The organism is Bradyrhizobium sp. B120 (assembly GCF_049075665.1).
Taxonomy (GTDB): domain Bacteria; phylum Pseudomonadota; class Alphaproteobacteria; order Rhizobiales; family Xanthobacteraceae; genus Bradyrhizobium.
This window is the reverse complement of the sequence record NZ_CP185242.1, coordinates 6,598,062-6,614,781: the sequence shown is the minus strand read 5'-3', so window position 1 is coordinate 6,614,781 and position 16,720 is coordinate 6,598,062. Positions and strand designations below refer to the sequence as shown.

The window sequence follows — 16,720 nt, the reverse complement described above, 5'->3', positions numbered from 1 at the left end:
CCCGCCCTTCGCGGGGAGAGGGTTGGGGTGAGGGGCCTTCTCCACGAGTGGCGATTGTAGTGAGACCTGTACCCCTCACCCGGATTGCTTCGCAATCCGACCTCTCCCCGCAAGCGGGGTGAGGTAAAAGAGCAATCCGCTCGAGCTGCGTCCTACAGCGCCGGTAGCGCGGTGACGGCGGCCTTGATGGTGCCGTCGGTCTCCACGATCACCCGGAGCGTCTTCGAATCGAACGCGATGCCGGCGAGGCGGATGCTGTTGACGTCGGCGTCGACGCGGATGCCTTCCTCGTTCTTCTGCAGGTCGGCGATGGCGGCGGTGATCTTCCGCTGTGCGTTGGTGGCGAATGGCTTGAGGTCGACGACCAGCCGGTCGGCGAGTGCCTGCTGCAAATGCGGGATCGCCGCGCGCGCGGCGGCGCCGAGCAGGCCGAACGCGGCTTCGGACTCGACCGCCAGCTCGACGTCGGTCAGCCGCAGCGTCTGCGCCGCCTGGTCGAGCCGCGGCCGGCCCCAGATGTGCACGGTCGCCTCGGCGCCGAAGCCGAAGAAGCTCTTCTTCTCCTTGGCGTGCACCAGAAGCGAGATCAAAAGCCGGTCGCCGGAGGCGGCGATGCTCGCGCTCTTGACGGTCACATCGACCGGGCCGGAGCCGTCCTCGGGGAACGTCTTGCCCTTCAACTGCGCCTCGACGAGCTGCGTCAGCGTGGTGAAGGACATGTCGACCGGCAGGCCGACCGAGACCTGGCTCGGCATCGGCGGCACGATCGCGAGCTTATCGGGGAACGGGCAGTTCGGCGTGGTCTGCGTCTCCGTGATCCGCGTCTCGGCCTCGATCCCCATGGTCAGGATCAGCGAGGACGCATCGACCTTCGGCTGCGCGGCGATCGCGCGGGTCGGCCGCAGCTCGAGCCACATCGGCGGCATCGACGCGGTGCCGCCGGTCCCCTGCAGCGGGATCGAGCGGCAGGCCTTGACCCATTGCGTGCGGGCGGCGTTCTGGAACACCGGATTGTTCTGCAACCGCGCCTCGACCACGGAAATCTGGTCGGCGACGGCCTTGTCGATGACAGGCTTGACCTGGGCCGGCACGCTGATGCGGACGCCGGCGGCCGACAGGCTGGTGTCGCCGAGATTGACCTGCGCCTGCAGGTTCGGCTCGATCCGCCAGGACGCGCCGAGCTTCGGCCGCGCGGTCAGCGTGACGCTGCCCTTGATGTCGGCATTGGCGTTGATGTTCTTGATATTCACCGCGCCGATCTGCTTGGCGACGTTGCCGCCGAGCAGGCTGCCGAGTGCGTTGCTGACCGCGCCGGTCGCCTGCGCCGACAGCGCGCCGGTGACCTTCAGCGTGCCGTTGATCGGGGTCGTCAGCGTCAGCACGTCCTGCGCGCCGGTCGCTGCGATCGGCCCGCGCGAGGCGGTCCAGCCGATGTCGGCATTCTGCAGGATTTGCTGGACCGGGTTGTCGGCCTTGCCGCCGAAGGTCTTCGGCGCGCCGCGTTCGGCGGCATCGCGGATCGCCGATAGCGCGACCGAGACCTGCGCCACGACCGTCGAGGACCGCGGCGCCTGCGGCAGCGGCGGCAGCTGCACCAGCGGCGGCGCCTGCACCGTGACGCTCGGCGCGAGCCAATCCATGGCCTTGAGGCTGATCGCGAACGAGACCAGCACCACCGTGAGCCCGAGCGCGATTGTTCTTGGATGCATCGGTAGACGCATCATTCCCCCGGATGAATCAACTTGACGGGTTGTACAGGCCCGCCGACGAGGGCGCCAGTGTGGCGGGATCAAGCTGCTTCGGGGGCGGAGGCGGGCCGGTCGCCCGAGATCACCTGTAAGTTAACGATCCGGACGTTAACGATTATGAACGCAACAACGGCCCCGGCATGATGCCGGAGCCGTCGTCAATGTCTGAATGTGTCGGGCCTAGCGGACGGCCGAGCCGAGGTCGGCGCGGCGGTCGGTCATCGGCAGCACGATCACCTTGGTGCCGACGTTGACCCGCGAATAGAGGTCGGTGACGTCCTCATTGGTGAGGCGCAGGCAGCCGGAGGAGACGTGGGTGCCGATCGTCTCCGGCGCGTTGGTGCCGTGGATGCGGTACACGGTGCCGCCGAGATACATGGCGCGGGCGCCGAGCGGGTTGCCGGGGCCGCCGGCCATGTGGCGCGGCAGATAGGGCTGGCGGGCGATCATTTCCGGCGGCGGGGTCCAATCCGGCCACTCCGCCTTCTTGGTGATGGTCTGGGTGCCCGACCAGGTGAAGCCGTCGCGGCCGACGCCGATGCCGTAGCGCATGGCCTGGCCGTTGCCCAGCACGAGATAGAGATAGGTGTGCGGGGTATCGATGATGACGGTGCCGGGCGCCTCGCGGGTCGGATAGGCCACGACCTGGCGGCGCAGCCGGGCGGGCAATTCAACGGAACGGTCTTCGTCCTGCGCCTGCGGCATCGACTGCACCGGCGGCTGCACCGCCTCGGTCGGCGGCGTCAGGATGAAGGGGAACAGCGGCAGCGGAGCGGCCGCGGCGGAGCCCGAGAAAGCGACGGTGCCAATCGCCAGCGCACCGAAGGCGGCGGCAGCGAGACGTGCGTTCAGCTTGATGGAATTGAACATTGTCGACCCCTGTTGTTTGCGCCCTGCGCGCCCGTTCCGGCGCGTCGTTGGCTCAAACCAGTACAGGTGAGGCGTTTCAGGACGTTTGCACGAAATCGCCAAAATGGTTTCGTGCCGTTAGGGATTTGTTTCGTCGGTGTTTCGTCGCAGGGTTAAGGGCGCGTTGCCGGCGGCTGTCCCATCTCAAGACATCATTCCTGGCACGGCGCTTGCTGTCCGAAGGCGTGGTTCGGAATGGAGTGGAAATCATGCCAGCGCCTTCGATCGGCAGCATGCTGGATCAGCAGAAAGGCTTTGGTCCGGGGTTCGATTTTCTCCGCGTTGCGCTCGCGATCTCCGTTGTCGCGGGGCATACGTCCTATGTTGCTACCGGGCGCGGCGACTCCGATTCGACGGGGGTCTTCTGGTTTCCGCAATTTGCCATCCTCGTGATGTTTTTCGCATTGAGCGGATTCCTGATCGCCGCAAGTGGGCTGCGGCTCAGCGTTAAGGAATTCCTGATCAATCGCGGATTGCGGATCATTCCGGCGCTGGCGGTCGAGATCGTGCTGTCGGCGCTGATCCTCGGACCGATCTTCACGACGCTGCCGCTCTGGGACTATTTCGCCAGCGCCGGCACCTGGAAATATTTCACGAACGTTGTCGGCCTCGTGAACTACACCCTGCCGGGCGTGTTCGGCGGCAATCCCGCGCCGGAGGTCAATAGTTCGCTGTGGACGGTGCCGTTCGAATATGGCTGCTACGCTGTCATGGCGGTCATCATGGTCTTGGGGCTGCTGCGCAAGCCGGCCATGATCGTGACCGGTGTCGTCGTGCTGGTCGGTATCGGCTTTGCCGTGCAGTTCACGGGGCATGCCGCAACGCCGCCCCAGCTGCCTGCCGGCGTCGCGGGCACGTTGCATGACAAGATTTTCAGCACGGCGCTGTTTCTCGGACGCGGTGCGAAGTTGCCGGTCGCCTGTCTGCTCGCAATCGCGGTCTACCTTTACCGTGACCGCATCCCCTATGACCGGCGCATTCTCGCCGCCTGCTGTGCGCTCTGCCTCGGCGCCGTACTGCTTGGGCCGGCGGCCTGGATGACCCAGCCCGTCCTCAATGCCGTCATTGCTCCGGCGCTGGTCTACATCACCGTATTCCTCGGTGTCTCGAAGCTGCCGCGGCTGCCGCTGTTTTCAAGGGGCGACTATTCCTACGGGATCTATCTGTACGGCTTTCCCATGCAGCAGGTGGTGAAGGTCTGGCTGCCGAACGCGTCGCTGATGGTCCAGTTCGCCGTCGCGCTGGTGTTGATCACAGCGTTCGCGGCGTTCTCCTGGCACTGGATCGAGAAGCCGGTCCTGAAGCTGCGCCGCCATTTCTCGTTCGTGGCGCGCAAGCGGCTCGAGCCGGACGATATGGCCCGAACGCTCGAGGGGATCGGGCCACTCGCCGTCAGCGTGAGCGGCAGCCGGAGCGCGCGATCTTCCTGACGGGCAGCAACAACGTCGCCTGCGCTCAGAGCTGGACGTATCCGGCCAGTCCGTCCCACAGCAGCTTGGCCGCGGTGATGACGAGAATGGCGTAGCAGGCGCGGTACAGCGCGCGCTGGTCGAGGCGTTCGTGCAGCCGCCAACCGGCCCAGACGCCGACCGGCACGGCCGGCACGCAAAGCGCCATCAGCATCCACAGGCTTCGCGACGGCGTGGCGAGCACCAGCCACGGACCGGCCTTCAGCAAATTGCCGACCGTGAAGAACAGGCTGGTGGTGCCGGCGTAGAGCGCCTTCGGCATGCCGAGCGGCAACAGGTACATCGCAAGCGGTGGTCCGCCCGAATGAGCAACCATCGTTGTGACGCCGGAAGAGAGCCCGGTGAGCGTCGCCTTGATCGCCGAGCGCGGCCGCGGCTTGATCTCGCCGCCGCCGATGAACCACAACGCGGCGAACGCCAGCGTCACCAGGCCCATCACGATCTCGACGGCATGCCGGTCGAGATCGCGCAGCGCGAAATAGCCGAGCACGATGCCGACCACGAGCGCCGGCAGCAGCATCGCGAGGTCGACCCGCGACCAGGTGCTCGGGCGCCAGAACCGCAGCGCCGTAAGGTCCATGACGATGAACAACGGCGCAAGCAGCGCGCCGGCCGCAATCGGGTCCATCGCCAGCGAGAGCAGTGGAATGCCGACGATGGCAAAGCCGCCGCCGAACGCGCCCTTCATGAAGGAGATCAGGAACACGCCGGCCAGCGCGACCGCGAGCACGAACGGCGCGGGCAGGTCTGCGATGATGGACGTGATCATGGTGTTGTGCCGAGCGCTGTGGTCGTGCTCAACATGGCGACGCGCGCATGCACGCGCAATCCAAACATTGCTCTCGGTGCACATTGCTCTCGGTGCAATCGGCCTGCGCGCCTAGCTTACGCGCATCCTCGGCACGCCCGACCGGTCGCCGTTGATCACCGAGCGGCGATCGGAGACGGCGTGATGGAATTGCTCGAGCGTCAGCCCGATCGCCGAGAGATCGCCGTCCTCGATCGCGCCGTCGTCGTAGCAATCGAGCGCCTCGCGCAGCAGCGCGTCCGCATCGCTCTGCATTGCCGCGAGCTCCTCCGGCGTCTCGGCGCCGCGCACCCGCGAGATCAGCGTCAGCAGGCCGTCGCGATGGGTGATGTAACGCTCGCGCTCGTCGCGCTTCACGTAGTGGCGCAACCAGGCGCCCGCGGTGCCGAGGCCGGAGACCAGCAGGATGCCGCCCCAGATGTAGTCGGAGTATTTTTCGAGAAAGGTGCGCTCGGTACCGTCGATATAGGCGGCCGCGCCCTGATGCGCCGGCAGCGCCGCATCCTTGTCGGTGTCCGGCTTCTCGATCTTGGCCGCCGCCGGTACGTCGCGCGCGACCTGAAGCCGCTGCGTGAACAACTGCCGATCGAGTGCGCCGACGGTTGCCTCATGCAGCGCATGTTGCGCGATGATCAGGTGATTGACGCCGACGGTCTCGATCTTGTCCTCGGGCCGGGCCGGCGAAGAGGAGAAGATGCTGCCGGCGATTTCCTCGGACTCATAGAGCGGATGCTTCTGCGCGATCGCTTCCGAGACATCGACGGGGAGGAATTTCGGTTCGCCGCGCGCCGCCGCTGTCGCCGCGATTGCGTCCGCCGTGATCTTGCTGTCGAGCGGCCCGACGGTCATGTAGGCGTCGAGCGAGGGATCGCGCGCGAGATCGGCGACCTTGTTGACGGCGAACTGGCTGATCGTGACCTTGTCGGGGTTGATGCCGGACTCGGTCAGGATCACGCGCAGCAGCGTGACGTTGGCCGGGGTGCTGCCGACGACACCGACCTTGTGGCCCGGGAGTTCGTCGATGCTCTTGATCTTCGCAGACCGCGGCTTGCCTTTCCCGCCCGACGGCGCCCACAGCACAACGACATTCTTGCGCAGGACCGCAACCGCCTCGGCGCTCGCCGGCAGACTGAGATCGCCGCGCACGACCGCGAGGTCGACCTTGTTCGCGGTGAACAGCGCGATGCTTTCGGCGGCGCCCTGTGTCGTGACCGGCTTCAGCCGCACCGAATTGCCGTCACGCGCGAAGGCCTGCGCGAACGCCTGGATGAGCTTGACGTCGTCACTGCCGGTCGGGCCGACCGCGATCTTCAGCGTCACCGGACGCAGCCCGTAGAACAGCAGGCCCGCGGCGACGGCGAACACGAAGATGCCGGCCGCCAGGATCAGGAGCGACGAGTTTCGCCGTTTGAGCCTGCGGCGCGTGGTGCCGGGATGTTCACTCTGCTGCTCTGACATCTGGCTGTCATGTTACACGAAAAACCGGCAGTTCGCCGTGAAAAACAACCTAACATTTCGATGACGTCATACGTTTGAAACATCCATGTCAGAACGTCGTGCGAGCAGAATCAAGATTAACGATTTGGGTCTCCTGCGATGCGCATACTCGTTGCGACCGATGCCTGGCATCCGCAAGTCAACGGCGTGGTTCGGACGCTGACGTCGCTTGCGCGCAGCGCAGCGACCCTCGGCGCCGAGATCGAATTCCTCACCCCCGACGGCTTCCGTTCCGTCGGCGTGCCGACCTATCCGGGCCTGCGCATGGCGCTGCCGAACCGCCGCGAGATCGCGCGCCGGATCGAGGAGGCCGCGCCCGAGGCGATCCACATCGCGACCGAAGGACCGATCGGCTGGGCGGTGCGCGGCTATTGCCAGCGCAACAAGCTCGCCTTCACCACCTCCTATACAACGCGCTTCCCGGAATATGTTTCGGTTCGCACCGGAATTCCCGATAGCGTCGGTTATGCCGTGCTGCGCCACTTCCACGCGGCCGGATCGATGACGATGGTCGCGACCGACTCGCTGCGCACGGAGCTTGCCGAGCGCGGCTTCCGCAAGCTCGGCTTCTGGACCCGCGGCGTCGACACCAGGATCTTCAATCCCGACCAGCCGGCGCTGCTCGATCTGCCGCGGCCGATCTTCATGACCATGGGCCGCGTCGCGGTGGAGAAGAATCTCGACGCCTTCCTGTCGCTGGACCTGCCGGGCTCCAAGGTCGTGGTCGGCGACGGCCCGCAGCGGGCGGCCTTGGAACAGAAATATCCCGACGTGATTTTCCTCGGCGAGAAGAAGGGCCAGGATCTGACCTCGCACCTCGCCGCCGCCGACGTCTTCGTGTTCCCGAGCCTGACCGACACCTTCGGCGTCGTGCAGCTCGAGGCGCTGGCCTGCGGCACGCCGGTTGCGGCGTTCCCGGTCACCGGCCCGAAGGACGTCATCGCGGATCATCCGATCGGCGCGATCGACAACGATCTGCGCAGCGCCTGCCTGCGCGCGCTGAACATGTCGCGCGCCGACTGCCGCAATTTTGCGTTGGAGCGTTCCTGGGAAAACAGTGCGCGTCAGTTCATCGGCAATCTGGCCACGTTGCAGCCGAGCCGCGCGCCGCGGCCCGCCCGCCGCGTCGCCGGCCGCAGTGCGGTTCCGAATTAACAGCTCAAACGAACGAAAGACGAGAGACCTAATCTATGGCTGAAATCATCAAGCTGGGCGCCGACCGTTCCATGGACTTCGACCGCGAAACGGTCGAGCAGGCCTATGACCGCTGGGCGCCGATCTACGACCTCGTGTTCGGCGGCGTGTTCAGCAAGGGCCGGCAGGCTGCGATCCAGGCCACCAACAAGATCGGCGGCCGTGTGCTCGAGGTCGGCGTCGGCACCGGCATCTCGCTGCCGCTCTATAGCCAGAACGTGCGCATCTTCGGCACCGACATCTCCGAGGCGATGCTCGAGAAGGCCAAGAAGCGGGTTGCCGAGCAGGGTCTGAAGAATGTCGAGGGCCTCGCGGTGATGGACGCCGAGAAGCTCGAATTCCCCGACGATTCGTTCGACGTGGTGATGGCGCAGTACGTGCTGTCGGCGGTGCCGAACCCGGAAGCTGCGCTCGACGAATTCGCCCGCGTGGTGCGTCCGGGCGGCGAACTGATCATCCTGACCCGCGTCAGCGCCGATGCCGGCGTCCGCCGCTTTATCGAGCAGAAGCTGCAGCCGGTGGTGCGCCCGCTCGGGTTCCGGACCGCCGAATTCGCCTGGTCGCGCTACACCAAGTGGCTGGCCGGCGCGCGCGGCATGGAGCTCGCGGAGCGCCGCCTGATCCCGCCGCTCGGCCATTTCTCGCTGGTCCGCTTCCGCAAGGCGGACGTCGCCAAAGCCGCCTGAGGCGGCTGGCCAGGCGGCCCAGCCCGCCGGTCCTCCCGGGTGAGGTGGCGCACAGCGCCCCCCTAGCCAGGAGGCTACGATCTCCTTCGCCTCATCCCCGCAAACCTCGCCGGGATGAGGCAAGACCCTTCTCCGGTTGCGTCAAGGCGTCGCTCCGCATTGTCATATGTCATTATGATGATGTCACACGCGATACATCGAATCCCTGTAAATCCTGTCCCGAAAGATGTTGGGGGAACCAATGATCAAGAATTTTCTGCAAGAGCTCCGTACCCAGCGCTGGGATGACCATCGCTTCTACCATCACAGCCGGATCAACCAGAGCCTGCACTTCGTCAGCGCGCTGAGCTTCCTGTTCGCCTATGTGATGCTGTTCTTCGATCCGGTCGTGTCGGCACTGGTCGGCTGGCTGGTCTCGATGACCTCGCGCCAGGCCGGTCACTTCTTCTTCGAGCCGAAGGGGTATGACCACGTCAACCAGGCGACCCACGAGCACAAGGAAGACATCAAGGTCGGCTACAATTTGCAGCGCAAGGTCGTGCTGATGGCGATCTGGGCGCTGTCGCCGATGGTGCTGTACTTCGATCCGACCCTGTTCGGTCTGTTCAAGCCCTGGGTCACGATGGGCGACTTCACCCGTCAGGTCGCCAAGGTCTGGCTCGTGGTCGGCATCGGCGGTCTCCTGTTCCGTACCATCCATTTGTTCTTCATCCGCGACATCGAGACCGGCCTCGTCTGGATGACCAAGATCGTCACCGACCCCTTCCATGACCTGAAGCTCTATCACAAGGCGCCGCTGTTCCTGATGAAGGGCGAGCTGATCGATCCGGGTCTCGAGAAGCACGTCAAGCACGCCTGATCGTTGCTCCAATATCTTTCCGATATGCGTCATGCCCGGGCTTGTCCCGGGCATCTACGTCTTGGGACCACAGCGGATACTTTCTCGTTGAGCCTTCTCGACCCCACGCGCAGTTCACCTCGCCCCGCTTGCGGGGAGAGGTCGGATTGCATCGCCAGATGCAATCCGGGTGAGGGGGGCTCACCGCGAGTCCGTCTGTTACCGATTTTGTGGATGCAGCCCTTCACCCCAACCCTCTCCCCGCATCCGCCTTCGCCCGAAGGCGGGCTTCGGCGGACAAGAGCGCGGGGCGATGGAGCGAGAGGGCAGTACCGGGGCTTAGCGCCCGAACCTCACGGCGACCATCTCTTTCAGGATCTGCCGCTTGATGTTCTTGTTGGTGAGGCCTTCCTTGTGCCACCACCAGGCGTCGCGCTTCATCTTCTCGGCTGCCGCGACGAAGCGGTCGGCGACCTCGGCGAAGTCGGCGTCGGTGTAGTTCAGGCTGAAGATCAGCCGGCCGGTGCCGACCCAGCTCAGCGCCAGTCCCTCGGCCCGCAGATAGTATTGCAGCATCCAGTTGTAGCGGGACGGCTCGGTGTAAGAGACCGTCCAGATCGACGAGATGTTGCCGACCCGAACCGGCAGGTCCTGCGCTTTCAGCCGGTCGTTGAGCGCCGTGGCGCGGCCGTTCCAGGTCTCGTCGAGCCCGTTGTAGATCGAGCGGAAATTCGGGCTGGCAAGCCGGCTCAGAAACTCGTCCATCGCCGTCATCACGTAGGGATGCGAGTTGAAGGTGCCGCGGGCGAAGCAGATGTCGGCCGGCCGGTCGTCGCGGAAGCGGCGCATCAGGTCCTTGCGGCCGCACACCACGCCGACCGGAAGCCCGCCGGCCAGGCTCTTGCCGTAGGTCGCCATGTCGGCCTTGACGCCGAAATATTCCTGGGCGCCGCCAGCGGCGAGGCGGAAGCCGACGAACACCTCGTCGAATATCAGCACGATGCCGCGCTCGGTGCAGACCTCGCGCAGCTGCTTCAGCCATTCGCTGTAGGCGGCGCGGTCATATCGGGAGGAGCGCGACGAATCGACCAGCGCGGAATCGCCGGGCGCGTTGCCGTTCGGATGCAGCGCCTGCAGCGGATTGACCAGCACGCAGGCGATGTCCTTGCGGGTACGCAGCACGTGCAGCGTCTTCTCCGACATGTCGGCGAGCGTGAAGGTCTCGTGCGGCGACACCGGGTTGCCGACGCCGGGCTGCACTTCGCCCCACCAGCCGTGATAGGCGCCGGCGAAACGGACCAGATGCGTCCGCTTGGTGTGGTAGCGCGCGAGCCGCACCGCCTGCATCACGGCCTCGGTGCCGGACATGTGGAACGAGACCTCGTCGAGGCCGGAGATCTCGCAGAGGCGCTTGACGTTGTCGGCAATGATCGGGTGGTAGGGGCCGAGCACGGGGCCGAGCGCGTGCGCCCGCTTCTCACCCTCGGCGATGCACTCCTTGTAGAAGTCGTTGCCGAAGATGTTGACGCCGTAGGAGCCGGTCAGGTCGTAGGACACATTGCCGTCGAGGTCGGTGACGGTGACGCCGCTGGAAGACTTGACGAAGGCCGAGGTGCCGAGATGCTCGCGCACCAGGCGGCTGTACTGGAACGGCACGCGGTAGGTTTCGGTGAACTGCAGGTCGGAGATCCGCTCCGTCACCTCGGCGGTCAGCGCGCGGCCCTTGGGGTAGCGATCCGCGTAGAGGCCGGCGAGGCGGAAGAAGCCGTCCTGCCGCTGCATCGCGACGTCCTTCGGTGCTCCGTCGGAGCGGAAGAACTCGTCGATGTCGAATTCGTAGTGCGGCACCATGCGCGCCACCATCTTGGACATCTTGGAATGTCCGGTCAGCGAGCGGTGCTTGGCGCGCGACAGCGCGAGGCGGGCCTGAATTTTGGGGAAAGCTGCGGCGGCGCCGGCGAGCGCGGCGGCGGACAGCGAGAGAATCGGAAGGGATGTTTCCATGACAGAAGCGCTAGCCTCGGCACCTAACAAATTCATGACAGTCAAGGGCCTTATCTCGGCATTCACCCAGCAGGAAGACCTCAATTTCCTGCTAACCAACCGGATTCCGCGGGCGGCGATCACCCGCTTCATGGGCTGGTTCTCCAAGGTCGAGAACCCCCTGGTGCGCGACGCCTCAATCGCCTGCTGGAAGCTGTTCTCCGACCTCGATCTGTCAGAGGCCAAGAAGACCGAGTTCAAGAGTTTGCACGATTGCTTTACCCGCGAGCTCAAGCCCGGCCTGCGCCCGGCGGCGGCCGATCCCGCCATCATCGCGAGCCCGTCGGATGCGATCATCGGCGCGCATGGGCGGATCGAGGATGGGCAGTTGTTCCAGGTCAAGGGCGCGCCCTATTCGCTGCTCGATCTGGTCGGCGATCCCGCGCTGGTGGAGCAGCACAGCAACGGCCGCTTCGTCACGCTGCGGCTGACCTCGAGCATGTATCACCGCTTCCATGCGCCGTACGATCTTGCGATCGACAAGGTCACGTTCATTCACGGCGACGTCTGGAACGTCAATCCGATCGCGTTGAAGCGGGTCGAGCGGCTGTTCTGCAAGAACGAGCGCGCGGTGCTGCGCGCGAAGCTTCCGACCGGCGAGGCGCTGACGCTGGTTCCGGTCGCCGCGATCCTCGTCGCCAGCCTCCGCCTGCATTTCCTCGACGTCACGCTGAACGCGCAGTCGCGCGGCCCGGTGGATTTCCCCTGTGACGCGCATGTGAAGAAGGGCGATGAGCTCGGCTGGTTCGAGCACGGCTCGACCATCATCGTGCTCGCGCCCGGCAATTTCGAATTCTGCGACAATGTCGCGGAGGGAACGCGGATCAAATGCGGCGAGCCGTTGTTGAAAAAGCCCACGAACTGATCTCGCTGTTTCCTGCGCGCCATTTTTTGGGCACGATCTGCTCGGAAAACCGGTTTCCACTTTTCCGGATCATGCTTTAGAATGGCCGGGATCGTCGCGCGACGATCCTAAATCGCAAACTGATGGACACGAGATGGCGCGGACGCCTGTTCTGGCGGCGGGAGGCATTGTGCTGCGGCGGGACGCACCGCAGTGCTTCGCCGTCGTGCGCCTGCGCAAGCGCAATGAGTGGGTGCTGCCCAAGGGCAAGCTCGACGATGGCGAGACGCCGCGCGCCGCCGCCGAGCGCGAGGTGCTGGAGGAAACCGGCCACGACGTCGAGGTGCACGAATTCCTCGGCACGCTGGTCTATGATTCAGGCGGCCGTTCCAAGGTGGTGCATTACTGGCGCATGGATGCCGGCGGCAAGCCGGTGCGCGCGTTGATGAGCGACGTCAGGGAAGTCGACTGGCTGCCGCTCGATGAAGCGCTCGATCGCCTGTCGCGCGGCTATGAACGTGCGTTCCTGGAGAATGTCGGCCCGATCGCGTTGCAGGCCGCGGCGAACGCCGAGCGCGAGCGGCGCGCACAGTTGCGGGTTGCGGCCGCGGAGCGACGGCGCGCGCGGCTTGCCGAAGACGAGCCGGTCGCTGGCGCGCCCGTGGTCATCGATACGCCTGCTAACCCTGAAGCTCCGACTGCCGCAGAGATACCGGCGGTCGCTGAAGCGTCCTTGGTCACTGAAGTGACCGTGGATGCCGAGACGCCGGTCGTCGTTGACGCGCCGGCGCCCGCTGAGGTGGGGGTCACGGTGGAGACGTCCGATATTGCGGGGGCGCCGGCAGCGGCGACGTCCGAAGCGCCGCCGTCATCCGCGCGCGAGATCGAACCCGTTGCCACGGCCGTGCAGCCCATCCCGCGCAAGAACCTGATCGAGCGCGTGCGCGACTGGCTGCGCCGCGCGGCCTGATCAGCCGCACATCTGACGTCGGGCGGTTGGCTGCCAGGCGTCGATGTCGTGCTGCAAGGCAAGACATTCGGCAACGCGCTTGGGCGAACCCAATTCATTTGCCAGAAGCTGTGCCGCATGAACTTCGGCCGCGGCGCCGCGAACGTCGCCGCGCTCCAGCTGGAGCCTCGAAATCTGCAGCCTCAGCCGCACGATTTGGACCCGTCCCTCGATGCTGGACCACAGCTGGCGGGCGAGATGGAGATGTCGCATGGCTGCTTCATGGTCCTGCCGGGAAAGCGCGAGCATCGCCTGCGCTTCGTTGGTGAGCGCGCGGATCGAGGGCATCGGCCAGCGATCCGGACTTCCCGAAAGTTCGCAGATCAATGCCTTGGCCTGGCCGTTCCGATGCGTGTGTGCAGCAACCAGCGCCAGATGTGCGAGCAGGATTCCCCGTCGCTGCAGGGTCCACCAGGTCTTGCCGATCAGGCTCCGTTCGAGGCTCGCATGGGCAGCCTCCGCTTCGCCTCTTGCGAGCAGCAACATCGCGCGGCCAGGCTCCGGGCACCAACCCATCGTGTAAGCCCTGTCGTAGGCTTCAAGCGCTGCGTCGTCATTGCCGATCGCAGCCAGGATATCGCCCAGCACCCGGTTGGCATCGCCCATCGACCACGGCGCATCGCTGGTCAGGCGCGCGAGCGCGTCCTGAATCCGAGCCAGCGCTTCGTCGAGCGAGCCCCTGATGCCGAGCACCTCGGAGCGGTGCAGCTGGCATGAACCTGTCAGCTCCATGCCGCTGCTCGAACAGAAATTCTGGTAGCTCCGCGTCCACTGGTCGGCCCGCGCCCAATCTCCGAACATCCGGGCTGCCCAGAGAATGTTGCAGTAGAGGCTGCCGCCCATGATCGGATCCAGATTGTTGCTGGACAGTGCGACCGCGGCGGCATGATCCTGATCGGCCAGTCCGCCATGCGTGTCGCCGAGGCATAGCCGATAGAAGCCGCGATAGGCCAGGCTCAGCGCTTCGATGTTGAGCGCATCCTTGTATCTGACTGCCGTGTAGGCCGCGTCGGCCAACGCGAGTGCCTGTTCCGGCTCGCCATCGAAGGCAGCCAGTTTCGACTTCATCCATAACAGCAGCGCCGTCGTCGGAGGATCGTCGAGCCTCGAGGCCCAATCTTCCGCGCGCGCGAGCCAGCCCTTTCCGATCGCGGCCTGACCGCTCTCGAAATGCAGGCCGGAGAGGGTGATCGCGTCGACCGCTGCGCCGGCAACGTCGCCGGCCTCGCTGCGCGCGGCGACCGCGCGAACCAGAATCGGAATCGCTGCTGCGGTCCTGCCGAGGCATTGCAGGGCAAGCGCCCATTGGTGCAAGTCTTCAGCGTTGAGCCGGCCGTCTTCATCCGCGCTCGCGAACAGGGTGGTTGCCTGCAGCCACAATTGTCCGGCCGCTGCGCGTCGGGCAAGACCGATTGCTCCGATTGCGCCGACGGCGTCATCGACTTGCTTGTGGTCAATGCGTTCCGGCTGCCTGATCTCGGAATCAACGAACAACCGATATCCCTTGCCCGGCAGATTCCGGATCGCGCCCTCCATGCCGCCCTTGCGCAGCGCGGCGCGCAACGAACTCACCGCCCGCTGCAGCGAGTTGTCGGTGACCGTGACGTCCGGCCAGACAGCTTCGAGCAGCTCGTCTTTGGAGACGACACGGTCGCGGTGGTGGGCAAGGTAGACCAGCAGATCGAACACACGCGGCTGCAAAGCGACTTCCTGCCGCGCGCACAGCAGCACGCGTCCAGCTTCATCAAGCTCGAACAGTCCAAATGAGAATGCCATGTGTATGGGTCCGGGGGCGCCGGAAAAGGTTCAGGCAAAGATCAGACAATGATCAGTCCGCGGTAAGGACAGTCGGCATCGACAGCGCCTATAGCTCATCATGGCCCGAGATCATCGTGGCCCGCCGTCCAACAGTCGTAAACTGAGGAGATTTCGATGGAACTCTATGTCATTCGCCGTCCGAGCGCCTGGGCAAACATGGGCGAGCTGGAGCTTGCCGGCGCAACGTCCGCCAGGATCGGCGACGAGCAGATGCCGGACCGCGTCCGCTGGATCCGCAGCTACGTCGTGCATGAGGCAGATGGTCGCATTGGCACTTTCTGCATCTACGAGGCGCGTGACGGTGACTCGATCCGGGATCACGCGCGCTGCGTCGGCATGCCGGGTGAGGAATTCTACAAGGTCGCGACCACCGTGGTGGTGCGTGGTGATCCCGTCCAACCGCCCATTGCAGCCGAATGACGCCTGCGAGGCGTCGCATGGCGCATTCCGGCCCAACCATTATCCGGGGCGCCATCACACTTCGATCAAGGAAACAATGATGTCGATTTCATTCATGGAGTCCTTCTACAATCCGGTGCGAAGGCATTTTTCCATTCTGCTTTTGCGCATCCGCCGGGTCGTCAATCAGTCGGTCGCGGGGATGCTTGCACGCCGCGAGCGGCAGGCAAATTGCCTGATGTCGCGCAATCTCGGCGGCGGGCGGTCGAGGAGCGCCGGCAACCGCGGCTCTCGGCCGATCATTCGAAGCGCGCTGCTCGGGCTGATGATCGCGGGTCTGTCGTCACCCGTGTTCACGCGAGCGGAGGAGCCTGTGGTTCGGGAGCACGGTGCAGCTCAGGCGCAGCGGGCGGTTTGGTCTCAGCGCAGTGGGCACGGCTGCAGGCACCGTTCGGATTGGAGCATCGTTGCCGCATCCACCATCCCGGCCCTTCTCGACCATCGCAGCTAGCTCGCAGCACATTGACGTCATTGCACGACGCCCTTTGGCGCAACTCGCGGACTTCAGGCGAAGCCAGCGGGTTCGCCGCCAGCCGCACGACACATTTTCAGAAGGAGATACACATGAACGTTCAGACCGAAATGCCCACCGTCGATCTCGCCGCCGTCAAGGCGCGCCAGCAAGCCACCTGGAGCTCGGGCGACTACGCGATCGTCGGCACCACGCTTCAGATCGTCGGCGAAATGCTCTGCGAGGCAGTCGACCTGCGGAGCAATCAAATGGTGCTCGACGTCGCCGCCGGCAACGGCAATGCGACGCTGGCCGCGGCGCGGCGTTTTGCCGACGTGGTCTCGACCGACTACGTCGGAGCGCTGCTCGAGCGCGGCCGCGAGCGGGCGGCCGCGGAGCGGCTGCCGGTTACGTTCCAGGAAGCGGACGCGGAGAAGCTGCCGTTTGCGGATGCGAGCTTCGACGTCGTGCTGTCGACTTTCGGTGTCATGTTCACCGCCGACCAGCAGCAGGCGGCAAACGAATTGCGCCGTGTCTGCCGCATCGGCGGCAAGATCGGCCTTGCGAGCTGGACACCGGAGGGTTTCATCGGCCAGGTGTTCAAGACCATCGGCAAATATGTGCCGCCGGCGCCTGGCGTGAAATCTCCCGCGCTATGGGGCACCGAGGCGCACCTTGCCGTGCTGTTCGGCCCGCAGGCGGCGGTTGACGCCAAGCGCAAGCACTTCAATTTCCGTTACAGGTCGCGCGAGCATTTCCTCGACATCTTCCGCACCTATTACGGTCCGGTGCTGAAAGCCTTCGGATCGATCGATGCCGTCAAGCAGCAGATGCTCGCCGCCGACCTGTTCGGCCTGATGGACCAGTTCAATGTCGCCAAGGATGGAACGCTGGTCATCCCCAGCGAATATCTGGAAGCTGTTATCACCAGGCAGGGCTGATCTGCG

Annotated in this window: 15 protein-coding genes; 9 read left to right on the top strand and 6 right to left on the bottom strand. The window is 65.2% G+C overall.

The features are described from left to right. Positions 1-152: 152 nt before the first annotated feature. Entirely contained in the window at positions 153-1,721 is a 1,569-nt protein-coding gene (locus tag ACOIX3_RS30720) for a DUF4403 family protein (protein WP_420965707.1), read from the bottom strand. Positions 1,722-1,928: 207 nt separating this feature from the next. After that, positions 1,929-2,618: a L,D-transpeptidase gene (locus ACOIX3_RS30715; RefSeq protein ID WP_420965705.1), complete on the bottom strand. Its 690-nt coding sequence runs from the start codon at positions 2,616-2,618 to the stop codon at positions 1,929-1,931. A gap of 248 nt (positions 2,619-2,866) precedes the next feature. Between ACOIX3_RS30715 and ACOIX3_RS30710 the strand changes: the two genes are divergently transcribed. Further along, positions 2,867-4,087: an acyltransferase family protein gene (locus tag ACOIX3_RS30710; protein WP_420965704.1), complete on the top strand. Its 1,221-nt coding sequence runs from the start codon at positions 2,867-2,869 to the stop codon at positions 4,085-4,087. Positions 4,088-4,112: 25 nt separating this feature from the next. Here ACOIX3_RS30710 and ACOIX3_RS30705 read toward each other — a convergent pair whose 3' ends face one another. After that, entirely contained in the window at positions 4,113-4,895 is a 783-nt protein-coding gene (locus tag ACOIX3_RS30705; protein ID WP_420965703.1) for a sulfite exporter TauE/SafE family protein, read from the bottom strand. A 111-nt stretch (positions 4,896-5,006) separates the two neighbouring features. Further along, on the bottom strand, positions 5,007-6,392 hold the full coding sequence (locus ACOIX3_RS30700; protein WP_420965701.1) for a TAXI family TRAP transporter solute-binding subunit: 1,386 nt from the start codon (positions 6,390-6,392) through the stop codon (positions 5,007-5,009). 138 nt (positions 6,393-6,530) lie between these two features. On the opposite strand from ACOIX3_RS30700, the gene ACOIX3_RS30695 reads away from it, so the two are divergent. The 3 genes from ACOIX3_RS30695 (at position 6,531) to ACOIX3_RS30685 (ending at position 9,170) form a co-directional block, all read left to right on the top strand. Continuing rightward, a complete protein-coding gene (locus tag ACOIX3_RS30695; protein ID WP_420965700.1) occupies positions 6,531-7,586 on the top strand; it encodes a glycosyltransferase family 4 protein in 1,056 nt (351 codons plus the stop codon). Positions 7,587-7,621: 35 nt separating this feature from the next. Further along, the gene (locus tag ACOIX3_RS30690) at positions 7,622-8,311 is read left to right on the top strand and encodes a class I SAM-dependent methyltransferase (RefSeq protein WP_092115972.1); all 690 of its coding nucleotides are present in this window, start codon (positions 7,622-7,624) and stop codon (positions 8,309-8,311) included. A gap of 241 nt (positions 8,312-8,552) precedes the next feature. Next, positions 8,553-9,170 carry a hypothetical protein gene (locus tag ACOIX3_RS30685; RefSeq protein WP_092115970.1) on the top strand — a complete coding sequence of 206 codons (618 nt, stop codon included), beginning with the start codon at positions 8,553-8,555 and terminating at the stop codon, positions 9,168-9,170. A 318-nt stretch (positions 9,171-9,488) separates the two neighbouring features. On the opposite strand, the gene ACOIX3_RS30680 is transcribed toward ACOIX3_RS30685, so the two are convergent. Continuing rightward, the gene (locus ACOIX3_RS30680; protein ID WP_420965699.1) at positions 9,489-11,153 is read right to left on the bottom strand and encodes an aminotransferase class III-fold pyridoxal phosphate-dependent enzyme; all 1,665 of its coding nucleotides are present in this window, start codon (positions 11,151-11,153) and stop codon (positions 9,489-9,491) included. 34 nt (positions 11,154-11,187) lie between these two features. Here ACOIX3_RS30680 and asd point away from each other — a divergent pair, with 34 nt between their 5' ends. Next, entirely contained in the window at positions 11,188-12,057 is an 870-nt protein-coding gene (gene asd / locus ACOIX3_RS30675; RefSeq protein WP_420971830.1) for an archaetidylserine decarboxylase, read from the top strand. Between the two features lie 133 nt (positions 12,058-12,190). Next, the gene (locus ACOIX3_RS30670) at positions 12,191-13,006 is read left to right on the top strand and encodes an NUDIX domain-containing protein (RefSeq protein WP_420965698.1); all 816 of its coding nucleotides are present in this window, start codon (positions 12,191-12,193) and stop codon (positions 13,004-13,006) included. Here ACOIX3_RS30670 and ACOIX3_RS30665 read toward each other — a convergent pair whose 3' ends face one another. Beyond that, entirely contained in the window at positions 13,007-14,821 is a 1,815-nt protein-coding gene (locus ACOIX3_RS30665; RefSeq protein WP_420965697.1) for a winged helix-turn-helix domain-containing protein, read from the bottom strand. Between the two features lie 156 nt (positions 14,822-14,977). On the opposite strand from ACOIX3_RS30665, the gene ACOIX3_RS30660 reads away from it, so the two are divergent. The 3 genes from ACOIX3_RS30660 (at position 14,978) to ACOIX3_RS30650 (ending at position 16,714) form a co-directional block, all read left to right on the top strand. Further along, a complete protein-coding gene (locus tag ACOIX3_RS30660) occupies positions 14,978-15,283 on the top strand; it encodes a nickel-binding protein (RefSeq protein ID WP_212310798.1) in 306 nt (101 codons plus the stop codon). 79 nt (positions 15,284-15,362) lie between these two features. Beyond that, entirely contained in the window at positions 15,363-15,773 is a 411-nt protein-coding gene (locus ACOIX3_RS30655) for a hypothetical protein (protein WP_420965696.1), read from the top strand. A gap of 113 nt (positions 15,774-15,886) precedes the next feature. Continuing rightward, complete coding sequence (locus tag ACOIX3_RS30650) at positions 15,887-16,714, top strand: methyltransferase domain-containing protein (RefSeq protein ID WP_420965695.1); 828 nt, start codon at positions 15,887-15,889, stop codon at positions 16,712-16,714. The last annotated feature ends 6 nt before the right edge of the window (positions 16,715-16,720 follow it).